Raw genomic sequence first — 19,698 nt, forward strand, 5'->3', positions numbered from 1 at the left:
GGCCGCAATGCAGCATCTTATGCCTGCGGTGAGAGGAGTGTCCATCTTAAAGGGACGATAAGACAGCAATTGCATTTCAGCTTTTTTGAGATGCAGAGCAATTTAGATGCAATGTGTGGTTTTAGGTGAAATGCTATTCTGCGAACCCTGTGAGGCGATCAAACCGCATGAAAACACTTGCACGCTTTCCGCTCCTATTTCATGGTCTGTCGCCAGATAAGACGGCCCCTGCCCGATAACGATTTTGCAAGACGCTCAAGGACATTCCATGCCATCCGCCGATAACAAACCTGTATTCAACTCTCTTGTCGCTGAGTTGTCGCCACCACCTGTTCCCTTCGTTTTTGCCTGGGCACGGGCTTACGATGGCGCACGCGGACCGATGATCGACCTGTCTCAGGCCGTACCGGGTTATGCGCCGCATGACGATATTCTGCGTTGGCTGGGTGAGGCGGCATCCTCAAAACAATATTGCGGATACGGTCCGATTGAGGGTGAGACCGAGTTGCGGGATGTCTATGCGCAGCACGTGTCAGAGCTTTATGGTGCGAGTGTTGGCATCTATAATATCCACATCACGTCGGGCTGCAATCAGGCCTTCATGTGTGCGGCAATGGCTGTGGCCAAGGCTGGTGACAGTGTAGCACTCACGGATCCGTTTTATTTCAATCAGGATACGACGCTTGCCATGCTCGGCATCAACCGGGTGCTTGTATCCTGCGATCCCAATAATGCGTTTTTGCCAGATGTCGCTGACGTCAAAAGAGTGCTGGAAACCGGTGTGAAGGCTCTCGCTTTGGTGACGCCAAACAATCCGACCGGTTCGGTTTATCCGCCTGAATTGTTGCTGGAGATTTTCCACGCCTGCCGCGAAAAAGGCGTCTGGCTCATCCTCGACGAGACCTACCGTGACTTCCTTCCCGGCCAGACGCCGCGTCCACACACATTGATGAATGTCGAGGGATGGCAGGATAATCTCATCATGCTGTACAGCTTCTCGAAGTCCTTCTGCGTGCCCGGGCATCGACTTGGCGCGATAACAGCGGGCCCACAGGCTGTGACCGAGATCGCCAAGATCATGGACAATCTGCAGATCTGTGCAGCGCGTGCACCGCAGGCCGCCGTTGCAAAGGCTATTCCCGCTTTGGCCGATTGGCGCGATGACAATCGGCTCGAGATTGAAAGACGGGCCGATGCACTGCGTCAGGTCATGCCGAAGATCAGTGGTTGGGACCTGGTTTCTGTTGGTGCTTACTTTGCGTTCATCCGCCATCCGTTCCGTGGCGTTTCGTCTGCAGCAGTCTCGGAGCAGCTGGCGAAAAGGGCAGGGGTGGTGTGTTTGCCGGGCGTCTATTTTGGTGAGGGCCAAGAGGACTATCTGCGCTTCGCTTTCGCCAATGCCGATGTTGAAACCATTGCCAAGCTGGAGAGCCGTCTCTCTGGATTTACGCTAGCATAAGCTGCTGAAGACCAAGACATCCCGCGAGTTGACAGCTGTCAACTCAGTCAACAAAACCGCAGAATCCCAGATTTTGCGGTTGTTATTTTGTCCTTATGAAATGGGATAGTTTGTGCCCTTATGCCACATTTAGACCACGTAAGTGGTGGTTGGCGGGCCGTCGATAAAGTTAAATAACTGAAATTCTTTCATATTATTCGGTTGACAGCTGTCAACCAGTGCTGAGTTTCGTGCCAAATTTCAGATGTTTTGGGTCGCGGAGTGCTTGACGGGAATCACTGAATCCGTCATCCTGTTACGGAAATTAGCAAAAATTTGAGTATTTGTCGTAACTGGACCAGATTTCTGTAAATCTCGGTATGGTTCGTCAGCTTGAGATAGTTGTCCTGGTCCTCCTTCTGGCGCTCAAGGAATGATTTCACCGCTGTCGAACCCACAGTCCTCATACTCGCCAGTCAGGAGATAGAACCCATGGTGTCTGTAGTGCAGGCGACCGATGAAAAGCCACAGGGCACGCCGAGCATCGTGGCAGATGCCGCGATTGCGGCGGACGCGCGTGCGCTGTCCGAGCAATTGAAGGCGATGCGTGAACGCCTGTATCCACCGATGGCACAGAAGACACTGCGCCAGTTTTCCTCAGGTGAGGCTGCAAAGCTCATCGGTGTTTCGGATGGCTACTTGCGCCAATTGTCGCTGGCGGGCGAGGGGCCACAACCGGAAACCGGGACCGGCGGCCGACGTTTCTATACGTTGAACGACATCAATGCACTGCGCCATCACCTCGCTGAACAGGCTTTGGCGAAAGGCAACACTGCGAAGGCACGCAGTTATCTGCCGCAGCGTGATCTGTCGCGCGGCGAACACATGCAGGTCATCTCGGTGACCAACTTCAAGGGCGGCTCTGGCAAGACCACTTCAGCTGTTCATCTGGCGCAATATCTGGCGCTGACCGGTCACCGGGTTCTCGCCATCGACCTCGATCCGCAGGCATCATTGTCGGCGATGTTCGGTTATCAGCCGGAGCTGGATCTGACCGGCAATGATACGCTGTACGGCGCTATTCGTTATGACGATCAGGCCCGACCACTCTCGCAGATCATCCGCGGCACATATTTCCCGGGGCTTGATCTGGTCCCTGGAAATATCGAACTGCAGGAATTCGAGCACGAGACGCCACAGGCGCTGACACGCCGCCACAGCGGCATAGACAGCGGGCCGCTGTTCTTTGCCCGTATACAGGCCGCTCTGGCCAGCGTGGAGCTGAATTACGACGTGGTGGTCATCGATTGCCCGCCGCAGCTCGGATATCTCACCCTGTCAGCGCTGTGCGCCTCCACATCCGTTATCGTTACCGTCCATCCGCAGATGCTGGATGTGGCATCGATGAACCAGTTTCTGTTCATGACCTCGGATTTGCTGGGCGTGGTGCGTGAGGCTGGCGGGGAGTTAAACTTCGACTTCCTCCGCTATCTCGTTACCCGTTTTGAACCGAACGATGGACCGCAAACACAGATTGTCGGCTTCATGCGTTCGCTGTTTGGGGATCGGGTTCTGACCGCGCCGATGCTGAAATCCACAGCTGTTTCCGATGCAGGCCTGACCAAGCAGACACTGTATGAAGTGGGCCGCGAAAACTTTACCCGCACCACTTATGATCGCGCGCAGGAAGCGATGAATGCGGTCAATGCAGAAATTGAGAAACTCGTTCACGACGCATGGGGCCGATAGGAGGCTGACGAAGATGGTTGGAAACTCCCGTAAAAGCGAACTCAAGGCTTTGTTTGGCGGCTCTCTGCCGGTTACGACAACACCGGCTGTGGCGCCAGAAGTCAAACCTGCCAGCCCCGCACCAGTGGCTCCGGTCAGCAATACAGAGACAAATGCACCGGCGCGCAGCGCCTCTGGTGCAGTTCGTGCCATGGGCCTGTCGCTTGGTTCAATGACCCGTGAAGCCGAAGAGGCGAGGGCGCTGCGCCAGGCCATGAGCGACGGCGAGCACGTTCTGGCCGTTGATCCAGCGCAGATCGATGCCTCATTCGTCGAGGACCGTCTGAGTGTGGCGGGTGTAGATGATGAAGACTTTGCGGTGCTGCTGGAAAGTATCCGCGAAAGTGGCCAGCAGGTGCCGGTTCTCCTGCGTCCGCATCCGGAAAAACAAGGTCGTTACCAGACGGCCTATGGTCACCGTCGTATTCGTGCGGCGCTTAAACTGGGGCAGCCGGTCAAGGCAATCATTCGCTCTTTGAGCGATGATGAGCTGGTTTTGGCGCAGGGTAAGGAAAATGCCGAACGCCGTAATCTTTCCTTCATCGAGAGAGCAATTTTTGCCAGAAACCTCGCGGAGCGCGGGTTTGATCGTAAGGTGATCGGTGACGCGCTTTCGGTTCAGAAAAGCGAGCTCTCCCGCCTCATGCAGGTGGTGGAAAAAGTGCCAGCCCGGTTCATCACTATTATCGGGGCTGCTCCGAAGGCCGGCCGTGATCGTTGGATGAAGTTGGGTGAGATGCTGCAGAGTGATACCGCTCAGGGCAACGCCATGGACGAGATCGGCACAGATCGTTTCGGCACATCGCAAAGCGACCAGCGGTTTGAATTGCTGTTCAAACGACTTTCGGCCCGCCCGCCTGCCAAACAGAAAACCCAGCGTCCACGTGAACTCCGCGACGGTAAGGGGAAGGTGTTTGCGACACTGCGCGTCGATGGCAAAGCGCCGCGGATCGACTTTGTCGGAAAAATTGATCCGGAATTTATCGAGAAGGTCGTCGATCTGCTGTCGCGGGAATACACGGCGCATACTGCTAAGCGCTGATCGGAACAGGCCAGAGCACATCTGCGTGTGTTCAATATGTTGCGCTCTGGCTTTTACACCGATGACACTGGATTCTCGCAGGCTGGAACTGGGATTGAACCAGCCATTTCGGATGGATTTGGACGTTGAGCTTCGCAATCGAAGCAAAAGCCGCTATTTTTGCCGATTAAGAACCTGACGACGGGGCGTGCGGTTTTGGGTGTAGATCAGCATCAAACTCCACATAGCTCTCCGTGCCACAGCTATGCTTGTTGGACAGAATCTGTCCCTGCTTTCACACTCAACGTCCAAAACCGATTGCGTTGTGTTACGCAACGACTGAGAAAGTTACGCCCTCGGCGGCTAGGCAATTGCTGTAGTGTTCGATCGACGCGACTTGATCGATATGCCATACGCCGGGCGCGATGGGTGTGTCAGTAAGTAACTGCACGGTGTTTGCAGCGACCAACGCAGTGATCGCCGCTTCCTCTCTTCCTTCCAGTGACATGGTGGCCGTGGCCTCGCGGCCACTATGTGAGCCCGTCACCACCACTGAAAGAGCCGTGCGATCAGAACCGAGCCTGATGTGCATCATGCTCTTGCTGACCAGGCGGCGGAGAAACGCGCTCTTTGTCATGACTGGCAGCAGGTGGAATAAAATCCGACTTAGAGTCGCGCTATCAAAGGTCAGCAATGTTCTAACCTTGCCGATACCGCGTGTGCGGCGAAGCACGTGTTGATCTGCGAAGTTGAATTCCATTGCCGGGTGCGGGCGGTCATTTTTACCGAAATGCAGTTTTTCAATGGGTGCGCGTTTGAAATTCTGAAGTGTCCAGTCGATGGCAGCTGGTCCGTGCGTGTCACCAAGGCCGAGCAAGATACCGATACGCGCATCCGTCGCGTCATCCAGTTTCTCGGCACAGGCCTTGACCAGCAGATTGGTGAGGCCCGGCGCGAGACCGACGGACAGAAGCGCCGTTCCGCCTGATGCCCTGGCGAGTTGGGCTAGCTGCTCGACGTCTCTGAAAAACGTATCGTCGGCAGTAATGTCGATATAGCGCAAGCCCTTCGTCAGAACATGTTCGATGAAGCCGGTGTCGGTTTGGTCAATGCAGACAACAACCGTCTTAATTGCGGCAAGTGCTTTGCTCCAGGTTTGTGGATCGCGCACATCAAGCTGTGTTGCTTTGCATCCCAAACGCGTGGCCATGGCATTGGCTTTGTTTTCATCACGGCCGGCGATGCAGACCTCATAGTGACCGGCTTTCTTTAGACGGCGAGCGATCTGGCTGCCGACATGGCCATATCCGCCGACGATCATGACGCCCGGTCGGATTGTTGTGTTATCACCCATTAGTGTCGCGCCTTTGCATGTCAGGCCGAAAAATTTATGTTCCGGCGAATCGATTGGTCCGATGGCAGATAAAGCAGATGGCAACTGAACTATCCAAATGGGAAGAACAGGGACTGCGAGGTGAGGCAGTGGGCACGAAACAGGCACCCCGCCATGTGTCGCAATGCCCGGTTGAGGATTGGCTGACGTTTCTCGGACACCGCTGGAGTGCGTTGATCCTCTGGCGTCTCTCCGATCGTGAATTCGGTTTTTCAGAACTCATGGAGACGCTGCCGAAGATTAGCCCGAAAGTCCTGACGGAGCGGCTCGAAGGTTTTGTCGAAAGGGGATTGGTAACCCGGTCCTCCACATCGACCTTTCCCCGCCGGACAACTTATACCCTGACCGATGCAGGACGGGAGATTACGCAGATGCTATCGCGGCTTTACGAGTGGGCGCGCTGAGAAGCCTTTCACGGGCCGTATTTTTCTAGATCGAAAAACTGTTGTTTGGGAACACACATGAAGGGCAAATATTGATGCGGCTTTTGGCATCGGCGGAGCGCTTGCTTTGGTTCTTGCATAAGAGGGATGGGACTCAATGACGACGAGTTGGCCCGTCTCGTTTCGCAATCTCCTGGAGCGATGCAGACAGACACACTGACATCACAATATCCCGTAACTAACGGACGACCTTGAGAAGACGGTCGAGCCGCTCCGCGAGCCTGACCTCCTGATGTTCAAGCCTTCCGTGCGTCTCACAAACTGCCATAACTAAATAACTGGAAATATTGGGATTTAATCTCTTTCCATGATTGTTTGTATGAATAAAGTAATACTTAATTTAAACTTTTCGCAAAATGTACAATTTGCAGGTTCCCGCTTTCAAGGCTGGAGCCGGTAGAACAATCGGATCACGCTCTTGCCCTGCATGATGCAGTTGCCAACAGCATTGCCGCTTGTCGCCCGATGAGTGGGCCCACCTACCTGCAATGTCTTATCATGTGCTCACAAACTGCCCCCGTAGGGCCGGTTTCGAGGCCGTCTGGCTTGAGGTCTATATGTCGTTTTTGAAAAATGCCAAGATACAAACAAAAGTCGTTTTTGTAATTGCTTTGATGAGTATCGTTTCGTTGTCTGGCCTGGGTTATGTCAGCCTGCAATATAAACACACTGATAATAATTATAGTGAGTTCATCGCCAATAACGGTGTTGCAGCGGTCTTGAACGCCAGAACCAGTGGTAACCTCAATGCCTTGGGCATGCAGGTTCTCCGTGCCACTCTCAATGAAGCTGGCAGCAGCGATTTTGAAAACGCCGTCAAGACGTTCCGTGCTGACAGCAAGCAGCTTGAAGAACGCCAGAACACGATCGTAAAGCTTATTCCATCGCGCGCCGATGCGGCGCGTGACATTCTTAACGGCGTTGCAGAGGTTCAGGCTGTCGGAGAACGCACTATTGCACTGATGCAGGCAGGACAAACTGCAGATGCTCAGAAGATGGCGCTGGAGCTCCTCAAGAAGCTGGGCGAAGTTTCGCCAAAAATCAGTGCCGGTAACGAGCAACTCATAGAGAGAATGGTCAAGGGTAGCGACGAGCTTACTGCAAATACCAACAGCACGATTTTCAAGAGCATTACTGGCATTGTCATCCTGTCCTGTCTGCTGATTGCGCTTGGCCTTTACGTCTCGTCGCGTGGCATCACGATGCCGATTGCCCGTCTTCGCGAACGGATGGCTTCGCTGGCAAATGGCGACACGGCCGCAGGCGTTGACGGCATGGACCGCAAGGATGAAGTTGGCCAGATGGCCGCTGCCGTACAGGTCTTCCGTGAAGGTGCCATTGAGCGCATTCGCCTTGAGAATGAAACGGAAGCCAATCGTTCGCTGTCTGAAAAAGAGCGAATTGAACGCGCCAAGCAGAAAGAACAGGAAGAGCGAGACGTGCAGTTTGCAGTCGATAATCTGGCCACAGCTCTTTCTAAGATCGCGCATGGCGATGTCACCTACAGGATTGCACAGCCTTTCGTTGGTAATCTTGACGGTATTCGTGGCGACTTCAACAAAGCTGCAGAACAGCTGCAGACGACGCTCAACCAGGTTGCCCAGAATGCGCGCGGTATCGATGCTGGCGCAAATGAAATCAAGTCCGCTGCTGATGACCTGGCCAGAAGAACAGAACAGCAGGCGGCTGCTGTTGAGCAGAGCGCTGCAGCACTAGAAGAAATCACGACGACGGTTCAGGACTCGACAAAACGTGCGCAGGAAGCAGGCCAGCTCGTCAGCCGCACAAAGGTCGGCGCCGAGAAGTCTGGCGAGGTTGTTCAGAAGGCCGTCGCGGCTATGGAACAGATCGCAAAATCTGCAGGTGAGATTTCCAACATCATCGGCGTCATCGACGAAATCGCCTTCCAGACCAATCTGTTGGCGCTGAACGCCGGTGTAGAAGCCGCGCGTGCCGGTGAAGCCGGTAAGGGTTTTGCGGTTGTTGCGCAGGAAGTGCGTGAACTTGCGCAGCGTTCTGCAGGTGCTGCAAAGGAAATCAAGAACCTCATCACAACCTCAAACAGCCAAGTACAGCAGGGCGTGCAACTGGTCGGCGAGACCGGCAATGCATTGTCGGTGATTGTTGCAGAAGTGCAGGAGATCAACCGCCACGTTGCTGCGATTGCAGAATCCTCGCAGGAACAGTCATCCGGTTTGCAGCAGATCAACACCGCTATTAACCAGATGGATCAGGACACGCAGAAAAACGCTGCGATGGTCGAAGAAAGCACCGCTGCAAGCCACGGACTTGCACGCGAGGCGCTGTCGCTCAACCAGCTGCTGTCCAGGTTCACGCTGTCTGACAATGGATATGGCTCTGCTTCTCCCAACGTTCGCCCGGCATCCCCGGTTGATCGGCCGGCTGCCTCTCCGGCGCGTGCGCTCGGTGGCAAAGTTCGGGCTGCATTTGCAGGCAATGCCGCGCTGAAGCCTTCTGCTGATAGCTGGGAAGAGTTTTGATAATTGTGCAACCCTAGCGGTTGACGAATCTTGATGACAACTCCACCCCATCCGGCGTGTCCGGGTGGGGTGGTTTTGTTTTAAGCCTGTGCGGTTTCATTTGCACGCGACCCATATCGGACCTTATGAGTTCGATATAACCGTCAGTTTGCCGTGCATAGGAAAGAATATTCTCGGCTTTGTCGGGTTTTGTGGTTTCGAAAAGACGAAAATGTCGATCATCGCCGTTATCCCGATAGATTTTTTCGAAGTTTATGTTGCAGCGCAGCAAAAGGTAAGATTTTCTTATTGTTCTTCTCCTAGCATTTTGGCTTGGAACATAGCGACCAAATCTGGTCACCAGCGCGCATGATGTGCGCCGCCTTTTCAGGCGGTTTCCTTTTTTCTTCCTCACATGCCTGACGCCAAACGCTTAGTCCCTCTGCCCCGCACCGAGGTTTTTTCCGATGCTCCAAAATTTAAAAATCAAAACCAAATTTCTTATGGCGATCGCCATTCTCAGCCTCATTTCACTTGCTGGTCTGATGCACCTGACTTTGAAGTTTTCCGAGGCCAACACGGCCTATTTCGGCTTTCTCCAGCATGAAAGCCTTGGTGCAAACTACGGTCCCCGTGGCGCAGCAGGAACCTGGACCGCGACGACTTGGCTCACGCGTGCGCTGGCTCAAAATCCAGCATCGCCCGCCTTCAAGGACTTTTCCGAGCGTTTTACTAAGGAACTTGCTGGCGCGCGTGGGCGCCTTGCGCAGGTGGCAGACCTCGTGCCGTCTCGTAGAGAGGCGATGAACGAAATCCTCGTTCTGGTCGACAATTTGAAATCGATTGGTGATCAGGTGCTGAAAGCCCATGCGGAGGGGAACTCTGCAGAGGTCGAAAAACTTTCCGCGATGCTCGACAAAGCCGTGATTGACCTGTCACCGAAATTCGGTGCCAACAATGTCGTTATGGCCGAAGCTTTGACCAAAGGTGGCGAAGAACTATCGAATTCAGTGTCACAAACAATCCTTTACACGACTTGCGCCTTGTTGGCCGGCATCGCAATCGCGATTGCAACCAGCCTCGCCATTGCTCAAAAAGGTATCACCGCGCCGATGGCACGGTTGCGTGAACGCATGGCGTCTTTGGCCGCCGGTGATGTTCGTTCAGACATCGACGGCCTCGTACGAAAGGATGAAATCGGCCAAATGGCCGAAGCCGTTGCAGTCTTTCGTGATAATGCCCTTGAACGGGCCCGCCTTGAACTGCAAGCCGATGAAAACCGCAGTCTGTCGGAGAAGGAGCGCGTTGAACGGGAAGAACAGCGTGCCCGCGAAGCATCCGAGGTCAAGTTTGCCGTTGAAAACCTTGCTAAAGGCCTCAGCAATCTCGCCGACGGCAATGTCGTCTATCGCATCGAACAGCCTTTCACATCTGTGCTGGATGGAGTTCGCGGCGACTTCAATGCGTCAGCAAGCAAGTTGCAGCTGGCGCTGGAACAGGTTGCTGAGAATGCCAGCAGCATTGAGGCCGGTTCGTCTGAAATCAGATCTGCCGCCGACGATCTTGCCAAACGGACTGAACAGCAGGCCGCTTCCGTCGAAGAAACAGCTGCAGCCCTTGAACAGATCACAACGACCGTCAAAGATGCGGCCAGCCGTGCCCATGAAGCCGGGTTGCTGGTCAGCCGGACACGGGCCGGTGCTGAAAAGTCAGGCGCCGTTGTACAAAATGCCGTTGCCGCCATGGAGCAGATCGAAAAGTCTTCGGGCGAGATCAGCAATATCATCGGCGTCATCGATGACATTGCTTTCCAGACCAACCTGTTGGCACTGAACGCAGGTGTTGAAGCAGCACGCGCTGGCGAAGCCGGCAAGGGCTTTGCTGTTGTTGCACAGGAAGTGCGCGAATTGGCGCAGCGTTCCGCAAACGCGGCCAAGGAAATCAAGGCTTTGATCAACAACTCAAACCAGCAGGTACAGAACGGGGTTGAACTTGTCGGCGCAACCGGTACAGCCTTGAAAACGATTGTCGCTGAGGTGCAGGAGATCAACCGCCACGTCAACGCAATCGTTGAATCGGCACAGGAACAGTCCTCCGGATTGCAGCAGATCAACACTGCGGTAAACCAGATGGATCAGGACACCCAGAAGAATGCGGCGATGGTAGAGGAATCCACCGCAGCCAGCCACGGCCTTGCCCGTGATGCTGCATCGCTGAATGCGCTTCTGGCGCAGTTCAAACTGTCTGGCCGTTCTCAATATGCTGCTGTTCGTCCAGCACAAGCGCGCGACGTTCCAGCGGCATCACCAGCACGTAATCTTGCACGCAAGGTGGCGTCAGCCTTCTCCGGCAATGCGGCACTCAGCACGGCGTCCGATAGCTGGGAAGAGTTTTGATCTTCCCATGAGATAGGTAATGCTTTGAAAGAACTGCATCCCCGTCACTGCGTGTTACGAAATGATGGGGATGCACAGCTGCGACATTCGCTTTTCCAGCATCGTGTGCGGAGGCCGGTACCACATGCAATTCGATGACGAAAATTTTATTCATCATTCCAAAAAAATGCCACCAATCATGAAGCATCAGCTGTGGCTGAACGAACCGCGATTCATGCAGTAAAATCAAATAGAAAATATGTGTAGAATACTCATGTTTTTTAGCGGGGGGCTAAACGCGCATGTTTCAGCGTCGTCTCGCATGGTTGCAATCCCATTTGACCTTGACTAAGCCCTGTGGCGCGGGTGCTGCAAACGCATAAGCCGTCCAGCGTCTCAGGCGAAATTGACATGTGCAGTAGTGTTTGGCTTTACAGATTTGAAGGGCGCGGGAGGCTGATTTGTCCGCAGCCCTGAATGCAATTTTCCAGTCTCGCCGACGCTCCCTGATCTGGGCGGTCATGAAGATCGTTGGTGATCCACAGATCGCTGAGGATGTCGCGCAGGAAGCCTATCTGCGTGCCCGGCGGGCGATAGAAAACGGCTCAATAGACCATATTGAAGCATTCCTTCACCAGACCGCGCGCAACTTGGCTCTTGATCACCAGCGCCATCGCAAAATGCGCTCGACCTATGAAGCCGATGGTGTGAGCGACGATTTTCTGCAGACCATTCCTGACAATGTGCCGTCGATTGAGGCGGCAATATTGGATAGGGAGCGTTTTCATGCGCTGCAAAAGGCGCTGAGTGGATTGCCTGAGCGAACGCAGACCGTGATGAGACTGAGCAGGATCGAAGAGTGGTCCAACCGAAAGATCGCCGAACATCTCGATATTTCAGAGCGAACCGTTTTCAATGACCTCAAGCTTGCCATGGCCCATTGCCGCGAAACGCTTGCCCGCTTTGACAGTCGATAACTCCCCGGTTTTGAAAACGGGATAACTTTCTTTGCTGAATTTCAGCGCGTCGAGCGTCTCATATATAAAAGGCGCGAAAACAGCATCAATTGGACGGCTTGAGTGGCACCACAGGACGACGATCAGGATATGAACCAGAGCGGCTTCGAACACGATAATCCCATCGTGGATGACGCCTTGGAGTGGTTTGCCCGCCTGCGCAACACAACACCTGATCCGGCGACCCAAGCTGCCTTTGAACGTTGGATTGCGACGAGCCCGCTTCACGCGCAGCATTATCGCGAACTTGAAGAGATGTGGGGAGCGCCCGCATTCAAAAAGGCAGTACAGAGCCTTCCGGCAACACCCGTGCCGCAGCTGGAGGTCAAAACAAAAAACCTTGGCTGGACGCGCCGTTTTGCTGCCATGGCGGCCGCCGCTGTGATGGCCATCGGTATATGGCAATATCCGGTGATGATGTTGCGGTGGGAGGCTGATTACCTCACCACCGTTGGCGACAGGTCTAGCGTGACGCTGCCGGATGGATCGGTGATGACGCTGGATACCGCGTCTGCGGTTGCCGTCGATTTTGCTGATGGAAAGCGCAATATCAAGCTGTTGCAGGGAGAGGCGTTTTTTGACGTTAAGCCAGATCCGGCCCATCCATTTCGCGTAGTGGCAAGTTACAGTGAAGTCAAAGTGAGGGGCACGGCGTTTTCGGTGCGTCGCGACGATGAGGCCGACCGTGTGGTACTGGAACACGGGCTTGTCGAGGTTCGCCGTGTCGGCAATCAGCCAGAGAAAGCCAATCTTCGCCCCGGCGAGATGATTTTTGCCAGTGGAGCATCGCTTTCGGCCATCTCTCCGGCCGATCTATCAACTGCGCTTGCATGGCGCGATGGCCGCCTTATTTTTGAAGACCAACCCTTCTCCCGCGTGCTCAGTGAATTGCAGCGTTACTACAGAGGTACGGTCGTTATGGTCGATAAACGTCACGACCAGTTGGCTGTGACCGGTAACTATCGTCTCGACAATGTTGAGGCTGCAATCCAGACACTCGCGGATGCAGCAGGTGTCTCCATGACGCGTCTGCCGGGCGGGATCATAATCCTTCGTTAAATTCTCAACTATTTTTTCCGACTCGCCACACCTCGTTCGTCAAAGAATACGAAGGCCCATGCCAACATGATGTGAGCAGGGCCCTTTGGAATTGATGAGAAGGGTTTGGGAATGGGGCATAAGAATTTTGAAGGCGGCGTTGCAAAGACCGCTGGCAGACAGCAAAGCCGTTTGCGCGTGGTGTCGCTGCTGATGGCATCCACTGTTCTGGGATTTGTTTTTACCGGCACGACCACGTTTGCACAGGCTCAACAGAATGCCGCGCTGGTTGCCGATCATGCCGTCAAGTTCTCCATTCCTGCACAGCCTCTGTCATCCGCCATCAATGCCTTTATCCGCCAGACCGGCTGGCAGATCAGCTACTCTTCCGCGCTGGTCAACGGCAAAACCTCGACTGCTGTTGCTGGCAGCTACACGCCATCGCAGGCTTTGCAGCAGCTTGTTGCCGGTACCGGCGTCAGCATCCGTTTGAGTGGAGCAAATTCTGCAGCGTTGATTGTCGGCGACAGTGCTGCGACTGGTCCCGTCGATGCGAGTGGTTCAATACTGCTTGATCCGATCACGATCGTCGGCAAGACAGGGCGCATAGCAACGCTTGGCGTATTGGCCGACGAGGATGCCAATTATCGCAACGCCGGCAGCAGCGCGTTTCTAAGTGAACAGAAGGTTCAGCGGTTTCGCGGATCGTCGGTTGGCGATTTTATCAAGGGAACGCCGGGTGTTCTGACCGGGGATAACCGCAACAGCGGTGCTGTCGACGTGAACGTTCGCGGTATGCAGGGGTTTGGCCGTGTTCCCGTGGTTGTTGATGGCACCACGCAGCAGAACACGGTTTACCGCGGTTATTCTGGCGTCGCCTCACGCAACTATGTTGATCCCGACATGATTGGTGGCGTTGTTATCGAAAAAGGTCCCTCTGCCAGCGTCTATGGTGTTGGCGCAACCGGCGGCCTTGTACGCATGGAAACCATCAATGCAGACGATATTATCAAGGGTGATAAAAACTGGGGTATTCGGGTGCGTGGTGGCTTGATGAGCAATACGACCACACCGCCAGCCGTTGGCACGCCGGGTGGTTATCCGCCCTTGGCAAAGTCCCGCTTCATTACCGGTTGCAACTACACCCCCTGCGCCGTCGATACTATTCCTGATGACTTGCTCTCGGGCAGCCCCTACGGTTTGGACCGCCCTGCTTTTCTTACCCCGACCACCGGCAATGGTAGTGTCGCAATTGCCGGACGCAATGACATGTTCGAGGTCGTCGGCGCCTATGCAAGACGCAAGAATGGCAACTATTTCGCCGGAACGCGGGGCAGGACACCCGTCCTGAAAAAATCCTATGACACGATTATTCGTCCGGGACGAAGTGGCACTCCGGACCGGATTACAGACTATACGGTTTTCTCTCTAAATGGCCTGAACCGCTATAGAGGCGGTGAGGAGGTTCTCAATACCTCTCAGGATAACACGTCCTATATGCTGAAGTCGAAACTGGAATTGGACGGCGGCCACACCTTTGATATGAGCTACATGCGGTATCACAGCATGTTTGGTGAAATGATGCCGTCGGTGATCATCCGTTTTGATGGCGCAACGCAGGCACCTCTCAGTGAGGTTTCCGTCAACACATACCGCGCAGGGTACAAATGGAACCCGGAAGAAAACGATCTGATCGATCTCAAAGCCAACCTCTGGATGACAGACACCGACACCAAGATTGTTACGCCTTATGCCTTCAGCTTTCCTTTCGGCGGAACATTGGAGTTGCCGCAAGCCTATTGGGATATCGCCAAACGCTACGGTTTTGACGTCGTCAACGCATCTGAGATCGACACGGACTGGGGCGAAGTCGGTGTGTCAGTTGGCGGATCCTTTGTGTATGAGACCATTGAACCGCCATCCGGTCATGTGAATATTGATTCCAATGGATTGCTCGCCTCGCGTGACGGATGGCGCAAGGAAGCCAGTGCATTTACTGCCGTCGATTGGAAACCCACCGATTGGCTGAAGTTCGATGGTGCGATCCGTTACACGTGGACGCAGTCTTATGACAACAACACCAATTATGGTTCCACCCTGCATAACGAAGAGAAAAACAGCGGCTGGGCGCCGATGATCGGCGCAACGCTCGAGCCGTGGGACGGCATTCAGCTTTACACGAAATATTCCGAAGCAATTCGTTCGCCGAGTCTGTTTGAATCGACCACCGGTTTTTCATTCAATACCAACCCGCTGGTTGGCGTAAGACCGGAGCATTCACGCAACACGGAAATCGGTATCAATGTTCTTCAGGAGGATGTTCTGCTTGGCGGGGATAAGGTGCGGTTCAAGGCGTCCTATTTCAACAATAATGTGAAGGACTATCTGTCCCGTACAAACTACCCGGATGTGTCGGTCAAGAACATCGATAGCGCTTTGTTTCGCGGTTACGAGGCGTCGATCGGTTATGACGTCGGGTGGGGCTACTTCGATATCGGTGGCACGGTTTACGACAAGACCGAGTTTTGTGCTGCAGAGTTGAATCTTGGCGTGAATTGCCGATCTTCCGGCATTCAGAACGGTTATGCCCAGTTGCATCTGCCGCCTCGCAAATCCGCCTCGCTGACAGCCGGTGTCCGGCTAATGGAAGAGGCTCTGGAAGCTGGCGGACGTGTGACTTTTGTTGGCGACCGAGGAACCATGACCAGCAATGACACCGGTGGTTATACGACCGTGGTCAATTGGTCGAAATACACACTGCTTGATCTGTTCGCGAGCTATAAGGTCAATGACAGTGTCAATATCGACCTCGCCGTCGATAACGTTACCGACGTTTACTACATGGACGCTTGGTCTTATGCCATCTCCGGGACGTACGTTCCGTGTCAACATGACCGCAAAGTTTTGATCTCACCGTTTTGAATGAGGCACCAGGCCGTTGGCACGACACTCGGGATCGGCGGGTCTGATCTCGAATAAACTTTTGCAAGCATGCGGCCTGAATGCTCAGGCCGCATCTTCACACCGATCAAGTCTCGTTGTCGTGTACGCCTTGGATCATTTCGTCGGTGACACGCAGTTCCGCGCCAACCGGCGTCATCGCGGTTGTTGCTGCAAATGGCGCAACGTGGTTCGATTCCGGGCGGACACCACGCCTCCAGAAGAAGAATGATATCAGGCCGACGTTGAGAACAGCCAGTGACCAGAACAGGCCGGACGCACCGAAATGGTTCATGACGGGCGAAATGGCGATTGGGCTTATGGCCGAACCAAGGGAGTTTATCAGCAGCAGACCCTGAATGATCGGTACCAGCGATTCTGATGAGGCGCGGTCGGCCGCAAAGCTGACCGATACCGGATAGATGGCAAACACGCCGCCGCCGAACAGGAACATGGTGATCATGAGTGTCGTCGACGTATGTGGCAGCAACAAAATGGCAGCACACAACAACAGGCAAATGAATGCCAGTGTGATCAGCACGATACGTCTGTCCTGCCGGTCAGACCAGCGTCCCACTGGATATTGCAGCACCATAGCGCCTAGGATGACGCTGGCCATCATGTGACCGACCTCTTCAACCTGCAGACCAGCATGTTGGAGATAAAGCGGCAGAAGCGAATATATTGCCGCAATTGCGACACCAGAACCAAAGCAGCCGATAACGCCACTCGGCGACATCTGAAACAGTCGGGATGGTTTGAGTGCTTCCACCCGTTCCACTGTTGGTGTTATGCGCGGCAAGATCACAATTGGCAGAACCGAGAGTGAGGCAAGCATCGCTGCGGTGATGAACGGTGCAGTTTCTCCCAGGCCTGCAACGGATCCAAGCAACACCTGACTGAGAGCGCCAGCGCCATAAAAGGAAATCATGTACAAAGCCAGCAGACGGCCGCGTACACTCTGGTCGGCGGCAAGCAACAACCAGCTTTCGATGACAAGAAAAATACCAACTGTCGTCCAGCCATAAACCAGACGCGCGAGGATCCAGACGGTCCAGTCCGCGGACAGTGCCTGCATCAGGATGCTAACGACGCCCAGCGATGCAAAACTGCTATAGGCGCGAATGTGACCTATCCGCACGATCAGTCGGTCGTGGAACAGTGCGCCGATCGTGAGGCCAATAAAATAGGCGGAAGAAACAATGCCAACCATGGTGGCGGATGCGCCGCTGGCGTCAAGCCGCAGGGTGGTAAGCGATGACAGGAAGCCATTTCCGACACTTAGAATAAAAAGGCCGAGTAGCGGAGCCAACACCTTTGCCAGGAGTTGCATAGACATGAGTATCTCATTTCAGGGGGGAGGATATGGGAAGGCTGATGAGTACCTGCAAACATTGGCATTCATTGGGTTTTACACAGATCAAGCTGGACATTGCCGGAAACAGGTAACGACATATTGGTCGTAAATACTGATGTTTTTACAAAGGGATAATCCAGTCTGACGGAACCGTTTCAGCGTCGTTGCTGAGCCAGTCCGAATAATCAAATTCGGCGGCAATCTCCTCTTATTACGACCAAATTGGAATGCCGGAAACGACAAATTAGTGTCCAATTTGCGACATCGCTGAAAATTGAATTTTTGGCTGAAGGGGCTGCTTGGTTGCGTTAGTCTGCGACGCTACCCCCAAACTTTCTGTCAAACCGGAGGGGCGGATTTCAGGTAAAACATGAGTCAATATCATATATGATGCATCATGCTTGACGCATGATATTTTTCTTCGTATGTTTTTTTTACTGAACGGCAGGGGCCACAGTGGAGGAGCTGGCCCGGGCGCCGCCGGAAACGGCGGAGGTCGGGGCGTGCCTCGTAACGACAAAAGCGAGATATGTTTATGCAGAACACCGAACTGGGGCCGGAGCTGATTGCCCGTCTCGAGGAGCGGGCGAAATTCGTCCGACTGGAGACCATTCGGCTTATCAGCATCGCCAAGGTCGGACACTATTCGTCCGTCTTTTCATGCGCCGAGATTTTCTCTTCACTCTATTATGACGTGATGAATATTCGGCGTGGAGAGCCGAAATGGGCTGATCGTGATCGCTTCCTGATGGGCAAGGGCCATGCGGCGGTTGGTCTGTTTCCCATTCTCGCTGATCTTGATTTCTTTCCCGTAGAATGGCTGGACGACTATACGCGTCTTGGCAGCCCTTTGGGTGACCATCCTGACATGCGCAAGGTGCCGGGTGTCGACTTCAGCTCAGGTTCTATCGGCCATGCGCTATCCAATGGTGTTGGCATGGCGCATGGCGCGCGGATCCAGAAGCAGAATTTCGACGTCTTTGTCTTGCTGGGTGACGGCGAGATGCAGGAAGGCCAGGTCTGGGAAGCGGCATTGAACGCGTCCAGCCACGGCCTGTCCAACGTCATCGCCATCGTTGACCGCAACGGCTATCAGCTGGATGGCAAGGTGGACGATGTCATTGCAATCGAGCCACTGGATGAAAAGTGGCGTGCTTTCGGTTGGGAAGTGCATGTGGTCGATGGCCACGACATTGTTGAGCTCACCGAAAAACTCCGTGAGGTCAAGGCCGACCGCGAGCGTACCAAGCCATGCTGCATCATTGCCAAGACGCTGAAAGGCAAGGGCATTGATTACATGGAAACGGAGCCTGGCTGGCATCTTGGTTGGCTTGCCCCGGATGATGAAGAGCGCGCGCGCCAGACCATTCTAGATGGAGTCCAATAATGAACGCCCCACAGAACCCACAATCCTGGCAATATCGCGATCTCAACAAGAAGGCGCCGTCGCTTTCCGTGCTGTCCGATGCGCTGATTGAACTTGTCGAAGCTGGTCATCCCATTGCTGCAGGCACTGCCGACCTTCAGCACTCCAACGGCCTTTTTGCCTTCGCGGAACGTTACCCCGATCGTTTTGTTCAGTTCGGTATTTCCGAACAAAACATGGTGTCTGCCGCCGCTGGTATGGCGACGACCGGGCTTATTCCCTATGTCGCAACCTTCGCGTCTTTCATCGGTCTGCTGACATGCGAACAGATTCGCATGGATGTGGCCTACTGCGCGCAGCCGGTGCGGCTGATCGGGCATCATACCGGCATTTCCATGGGCTTTTACGGCACGTCCCACCATGCCACGGAAGACATTTCCACCATGCGGGCCATCGCGGATCTAACGGTTATCTCACCCTCTGATGGTCAGCAGTACAAGCAGCTTTTGCTGGAATCTGCTGTATACAAGGAACCGATCTATTTCAGAACCCATCGTGGTCACGATCCGGTTGTTTATGACGACACGGAAAAATTCCAGATCGGCAAGGCGAAGGTTCATGCTATCGGCAAGGACCTCACCATCATTGCCTGCGGCATGCCGGTACATGGCGCGAAAGCGGCCATGCAGGCGCTTAACGCCAAGGGTTACTCCGTCGGTTTGATCGATATGCACACCATCAAGCCGCTCGATGTTGAGGCGGTTCTTGAAGCGGCCAAAGCCTCCAAAGTCGTCCTGACGGTGGAAGAGCACAATATTCTTGGTGGTCTGGGTTCCGCGGTCGCTGAAGTGATGGCGGAAAACCCGGGTGCGGCTCGATTGGTGCGTCACGGTATCATGGATGAATACAGCCTGATTGCCCCGCCAACCCATCTTTACCGCCACTACAAACTTGATGCGGCCGGTATTGAAGACGTGGCATCACGTCTGGTCTGATCTCCCGTGGTCCGTAAAAACGGGCTTGAAAAAATGGCGGTCTCTTGG

At 54.3% G+C, this 19,698-nt stretch carries 13 protein-coding genes; 11 read left to right on the top strand and 2 right to left on the bottom strand.

Features of this window, described 5'->3' with window-relative positions:
- Positions 1 to 268: 268 nt before the first annotated feature.
- From M2418_RS13830 to repB, 3 genes are all read left to right on the top strand, one after another.
- On the top strand, positions 269 to 1,459 hold the full coding sequence (locus M2418_RS13830) for an aminotransferase (RefSeq protein ID WP_259147207.1): 1,191 nt from the start codon (positions 269 to 271) through the stop codon (positions 1,457 to 1,459).
- Between the two features lie 471 nt (positions 1,460 to 1,930).
- Positions 1,931 to 3,187, top strand: coding sequence for a plasmid partitioning protein RepA (gene repA / locus M2418_RS13835; protein ID WP_250985011.1), 1,257 nt, complete (start codon positions 1,931 to 1,933; stop codon positions 3,185 to 3,187).
- Between the two features lie 13 nt (positions 3,188 to 3,200).
- A complete protein-coding gene (repB, locus tag M2418_RS13840) occupies positions 3,201 to 4,268 on the top strand; it encodes a plasmid partitioning protein RepB (RefSeq protein WP_259147209.1) in 1,068 nt (355 codons plus the stop codon).
- Between the two features lie 307 nt (positions 4,269 to 4,575).
- Here the strand turns inward: repB and M2418_RS13845 are convergent, their stop codons facing one another.
- Positions 4,576 to 5,601, bottom strand: a complete 1,026-nt coding sequence (locus M2418_RS13845; RefSeq protein ID WP_259147210.1) for a saccharopine dehydrogenase NADP-binding domain-containing protein — start codon at positions 5,599 to 5,601, stop codon at positions 4,576 to 4,578.
- A gap of 77 nt (positions 5,602 to 5,678) precedes the next feature.
- Between M2418_RS13845 and M2418_RS13850 the strand changes: the two genes are divergently transcribed.
- From M2418_RS13850 to M2418_RS13875, 6 genes are all read left to right on the top strand, one after another.
- Complete coding sequence (locus M2418_RS13850) at positions 5,679 to 6,044, top strand: helix-turn-helix domain-containing protein (protein WP_250985014.1); 366 nt, start codon at positions 5,679 to 5,681, stop codon at positions 6,042 to 6,044.
- A gap of 596 nt (positions 6,045 to 6,640) precedes the next feature.
- A complete protein-coding gene (locus M2418_RS13855) occupies positions 6,641 to 8,584 on the top strand; it encodes a methyl-accepting chemotaxis protein (RefSeq protein ID WP_259147211.1) in 1,944 nt (647 codons plus the stop codon).
- A 446-nt stretch (positions 8,585 to 9,030) separates the two neighbouring features.
- Positions 9,031 to 10,959, top strand: coding sequence for a methyl-accepting chemotaxis protein (locus tag M2418_RS13860; RefSeq protein ID WP_259147212.1), 1,929 nt, complete (start codon positions 9,031 to 9,033; stop codon positions 10,957 to 10,959).
- Positions 10,960 to 11,399: 440 nt separating this feature from the next.
- The gene (locus M2418_RS13865) at positions 11,400 to 11,915 is read left to right on the top strand and encodes an RNA polymerase sigma factor (protein WP_250985017.1); all 516 of its coding nucleotides are present in this window, start codon (positions 11,400 to 11,402) and stop codon (positions 11,913 to 11,915) included.
- A 102-nt stretch (positions 11,916 to 12,017) separates the two neighbouring features.
- Positions 12,018 to 13,013: a FecR family protein gene (locus tag M2418_RS13870; protein WP_259147213.1), complete on the top strand. Its 996-nt coding sequence runs from the start codon at positions 12,018 to 12,020 to the stop codon at positions 13,011 to 13,013.
- A gap of 111 nt (positions 13,014 to 13,124) precedes the next feature.
- Positions 13,125 to 15,914: a TonB-dependent receptor gene (locus M2418_RS13875; protein WP_259147214.1), complete on the top strand. Its 2,790-nt coding sequence runs from the start codon at positions 13,125 to 13,127 to the stop codon at positions 15,912 to 15,914.
- A 106-nt stretch (positions 15,915 to 16,020) separates the two neighbouring features.
- Here M2418_RS13875 and M2418_RS13880 read toward each other — a convergent pair whose 3' ends face one another.
- Positions 16,021 to 17,271, bottom strand: coding sequence for an MFS transporter (locus M2418_RS13880; RefSeq protein WP_250985020.1), 1,251 nt, complete (start codon positions 17,269 to 17,271; stop codon positions 16,021 to 16,023).
- 553 nt (positions 17,272 to 17,824) lie between these two features.
- Here M2418_RS13880 and M2418_RS13885 point away from each other — a divergent pair.
- Together M2418_RS13885 and M2418_RS13890 are read left to right on the top strand one after the other, a co-directional pair.
- Positions 17,825 to 18,676, top strand: coding sequence for a transketolase (locus M2418_RS13885; protein ID WP_259147215.1), 852 nt, complete (start codon positions 17,825 to 17,827; stop codon positions 18,674 to 18,676).
- Positions 18,676 to 19,650, top strand: a complete 975-nt coding sequence (locus M2418_RS13890; RefSeq protein WP_250985022.1) for a transketolase family protein — start codon at positions 18,676 to 18,678, stop codon at positions 19,648 to 19,650. The genes M2418_RS13885 and M2418_RS13890 overlap by 1 nt, the downstream gene beginning before the upstream one ends.
- Positions 19,651 to 19,698: the final 48 nt, after the last annotated feature.

Origin of the sequence: Rhizobium sp. BIGb0125, from assembly GCF_024810055.1 — a bacterium.
Lineage (GTDB): Bacteria > Pseudomonadota > Alphaproteobacteria > Rhizobiales > Rhizobiaceae > Agrobacterium.

Bases quoted from the DNA above. Each gene is read 5' to 3' on its own strand.
- M2418_RS13875 (WP_259147214.1), top strand. From the start codon at position 13,125: ATGGGGCATAAGAATTTTGAAGGCGGCGTTGCAAAGACCGCTGGCAGA.
- repB (WP_259147209.1), top strand. From the start codon at position 3,201: ATGGTTGGAAACTCCCGTAAAAGCGAACTCAAGGCTTTGTTTGGCGGC.
- M2418_RS13860 (WP_259147212.1), top strand. From the start codon at position 9,031: ATGCTCCAAAATTTAAAAATCAAAACCAAATTTCTTATGGCGATCGCC.
- M2418_RS13830 (WP_259147207.1), top strand. From the start codon at position 269: ATGCCATCCGCCGATAACAAACCTGTATTCAACTCTCTTGTCGCTGAG.
- M2418_RS13855 (WP_259147211.1), top strand. From the start codon at position 6,641: ATGTCGTTTTTGAAAAATGCCAAGATACAAACAAAAGTCGTTTTTGTA.
- M2418_RS13850 (WP_250985014.1), top strand. From the start codon at position 5,679: ATGGCAACTGAACTATCCAAATGGGAAGAACAGGGACTGCGAGGTGAG.
- M2418_RS13880 (WP_250985020.1), bottom strand. From the start codon at position 17,271: ATGTCTATGCAACTCCTGGCAAAGGTGTTGGCTCCGCTACTCGGCCTT.
- repA (WP_250985011.1), top strand. From the start codon at position 1,931: ATGGTGTCTGTAGTGCAGGCGACCGATGAAAAGCCACAGGGCACGCCG.
- M2418_RS13885 (WP_259147215.1), top strand. From the start codon at position 17,825: ATGCAGAACACCGAACTGGGGCCGGAGCTGATTGCCCGTCTCGAGGAG.
- M2418_RS13890 (WP_250985022.1), top strand. From the start codon at position 18,676: ATGAACGCCCCACAGAACCCACAATCCTGGCAATATCGCGATCTCAAC.
- M2418_RS13845 (WP_259147210.1), bottom strand. From the start codon at position 5,601: ATGGGTGATAACACAACAATCCGACCGGGCGTCATGATCGTCGGCGGA.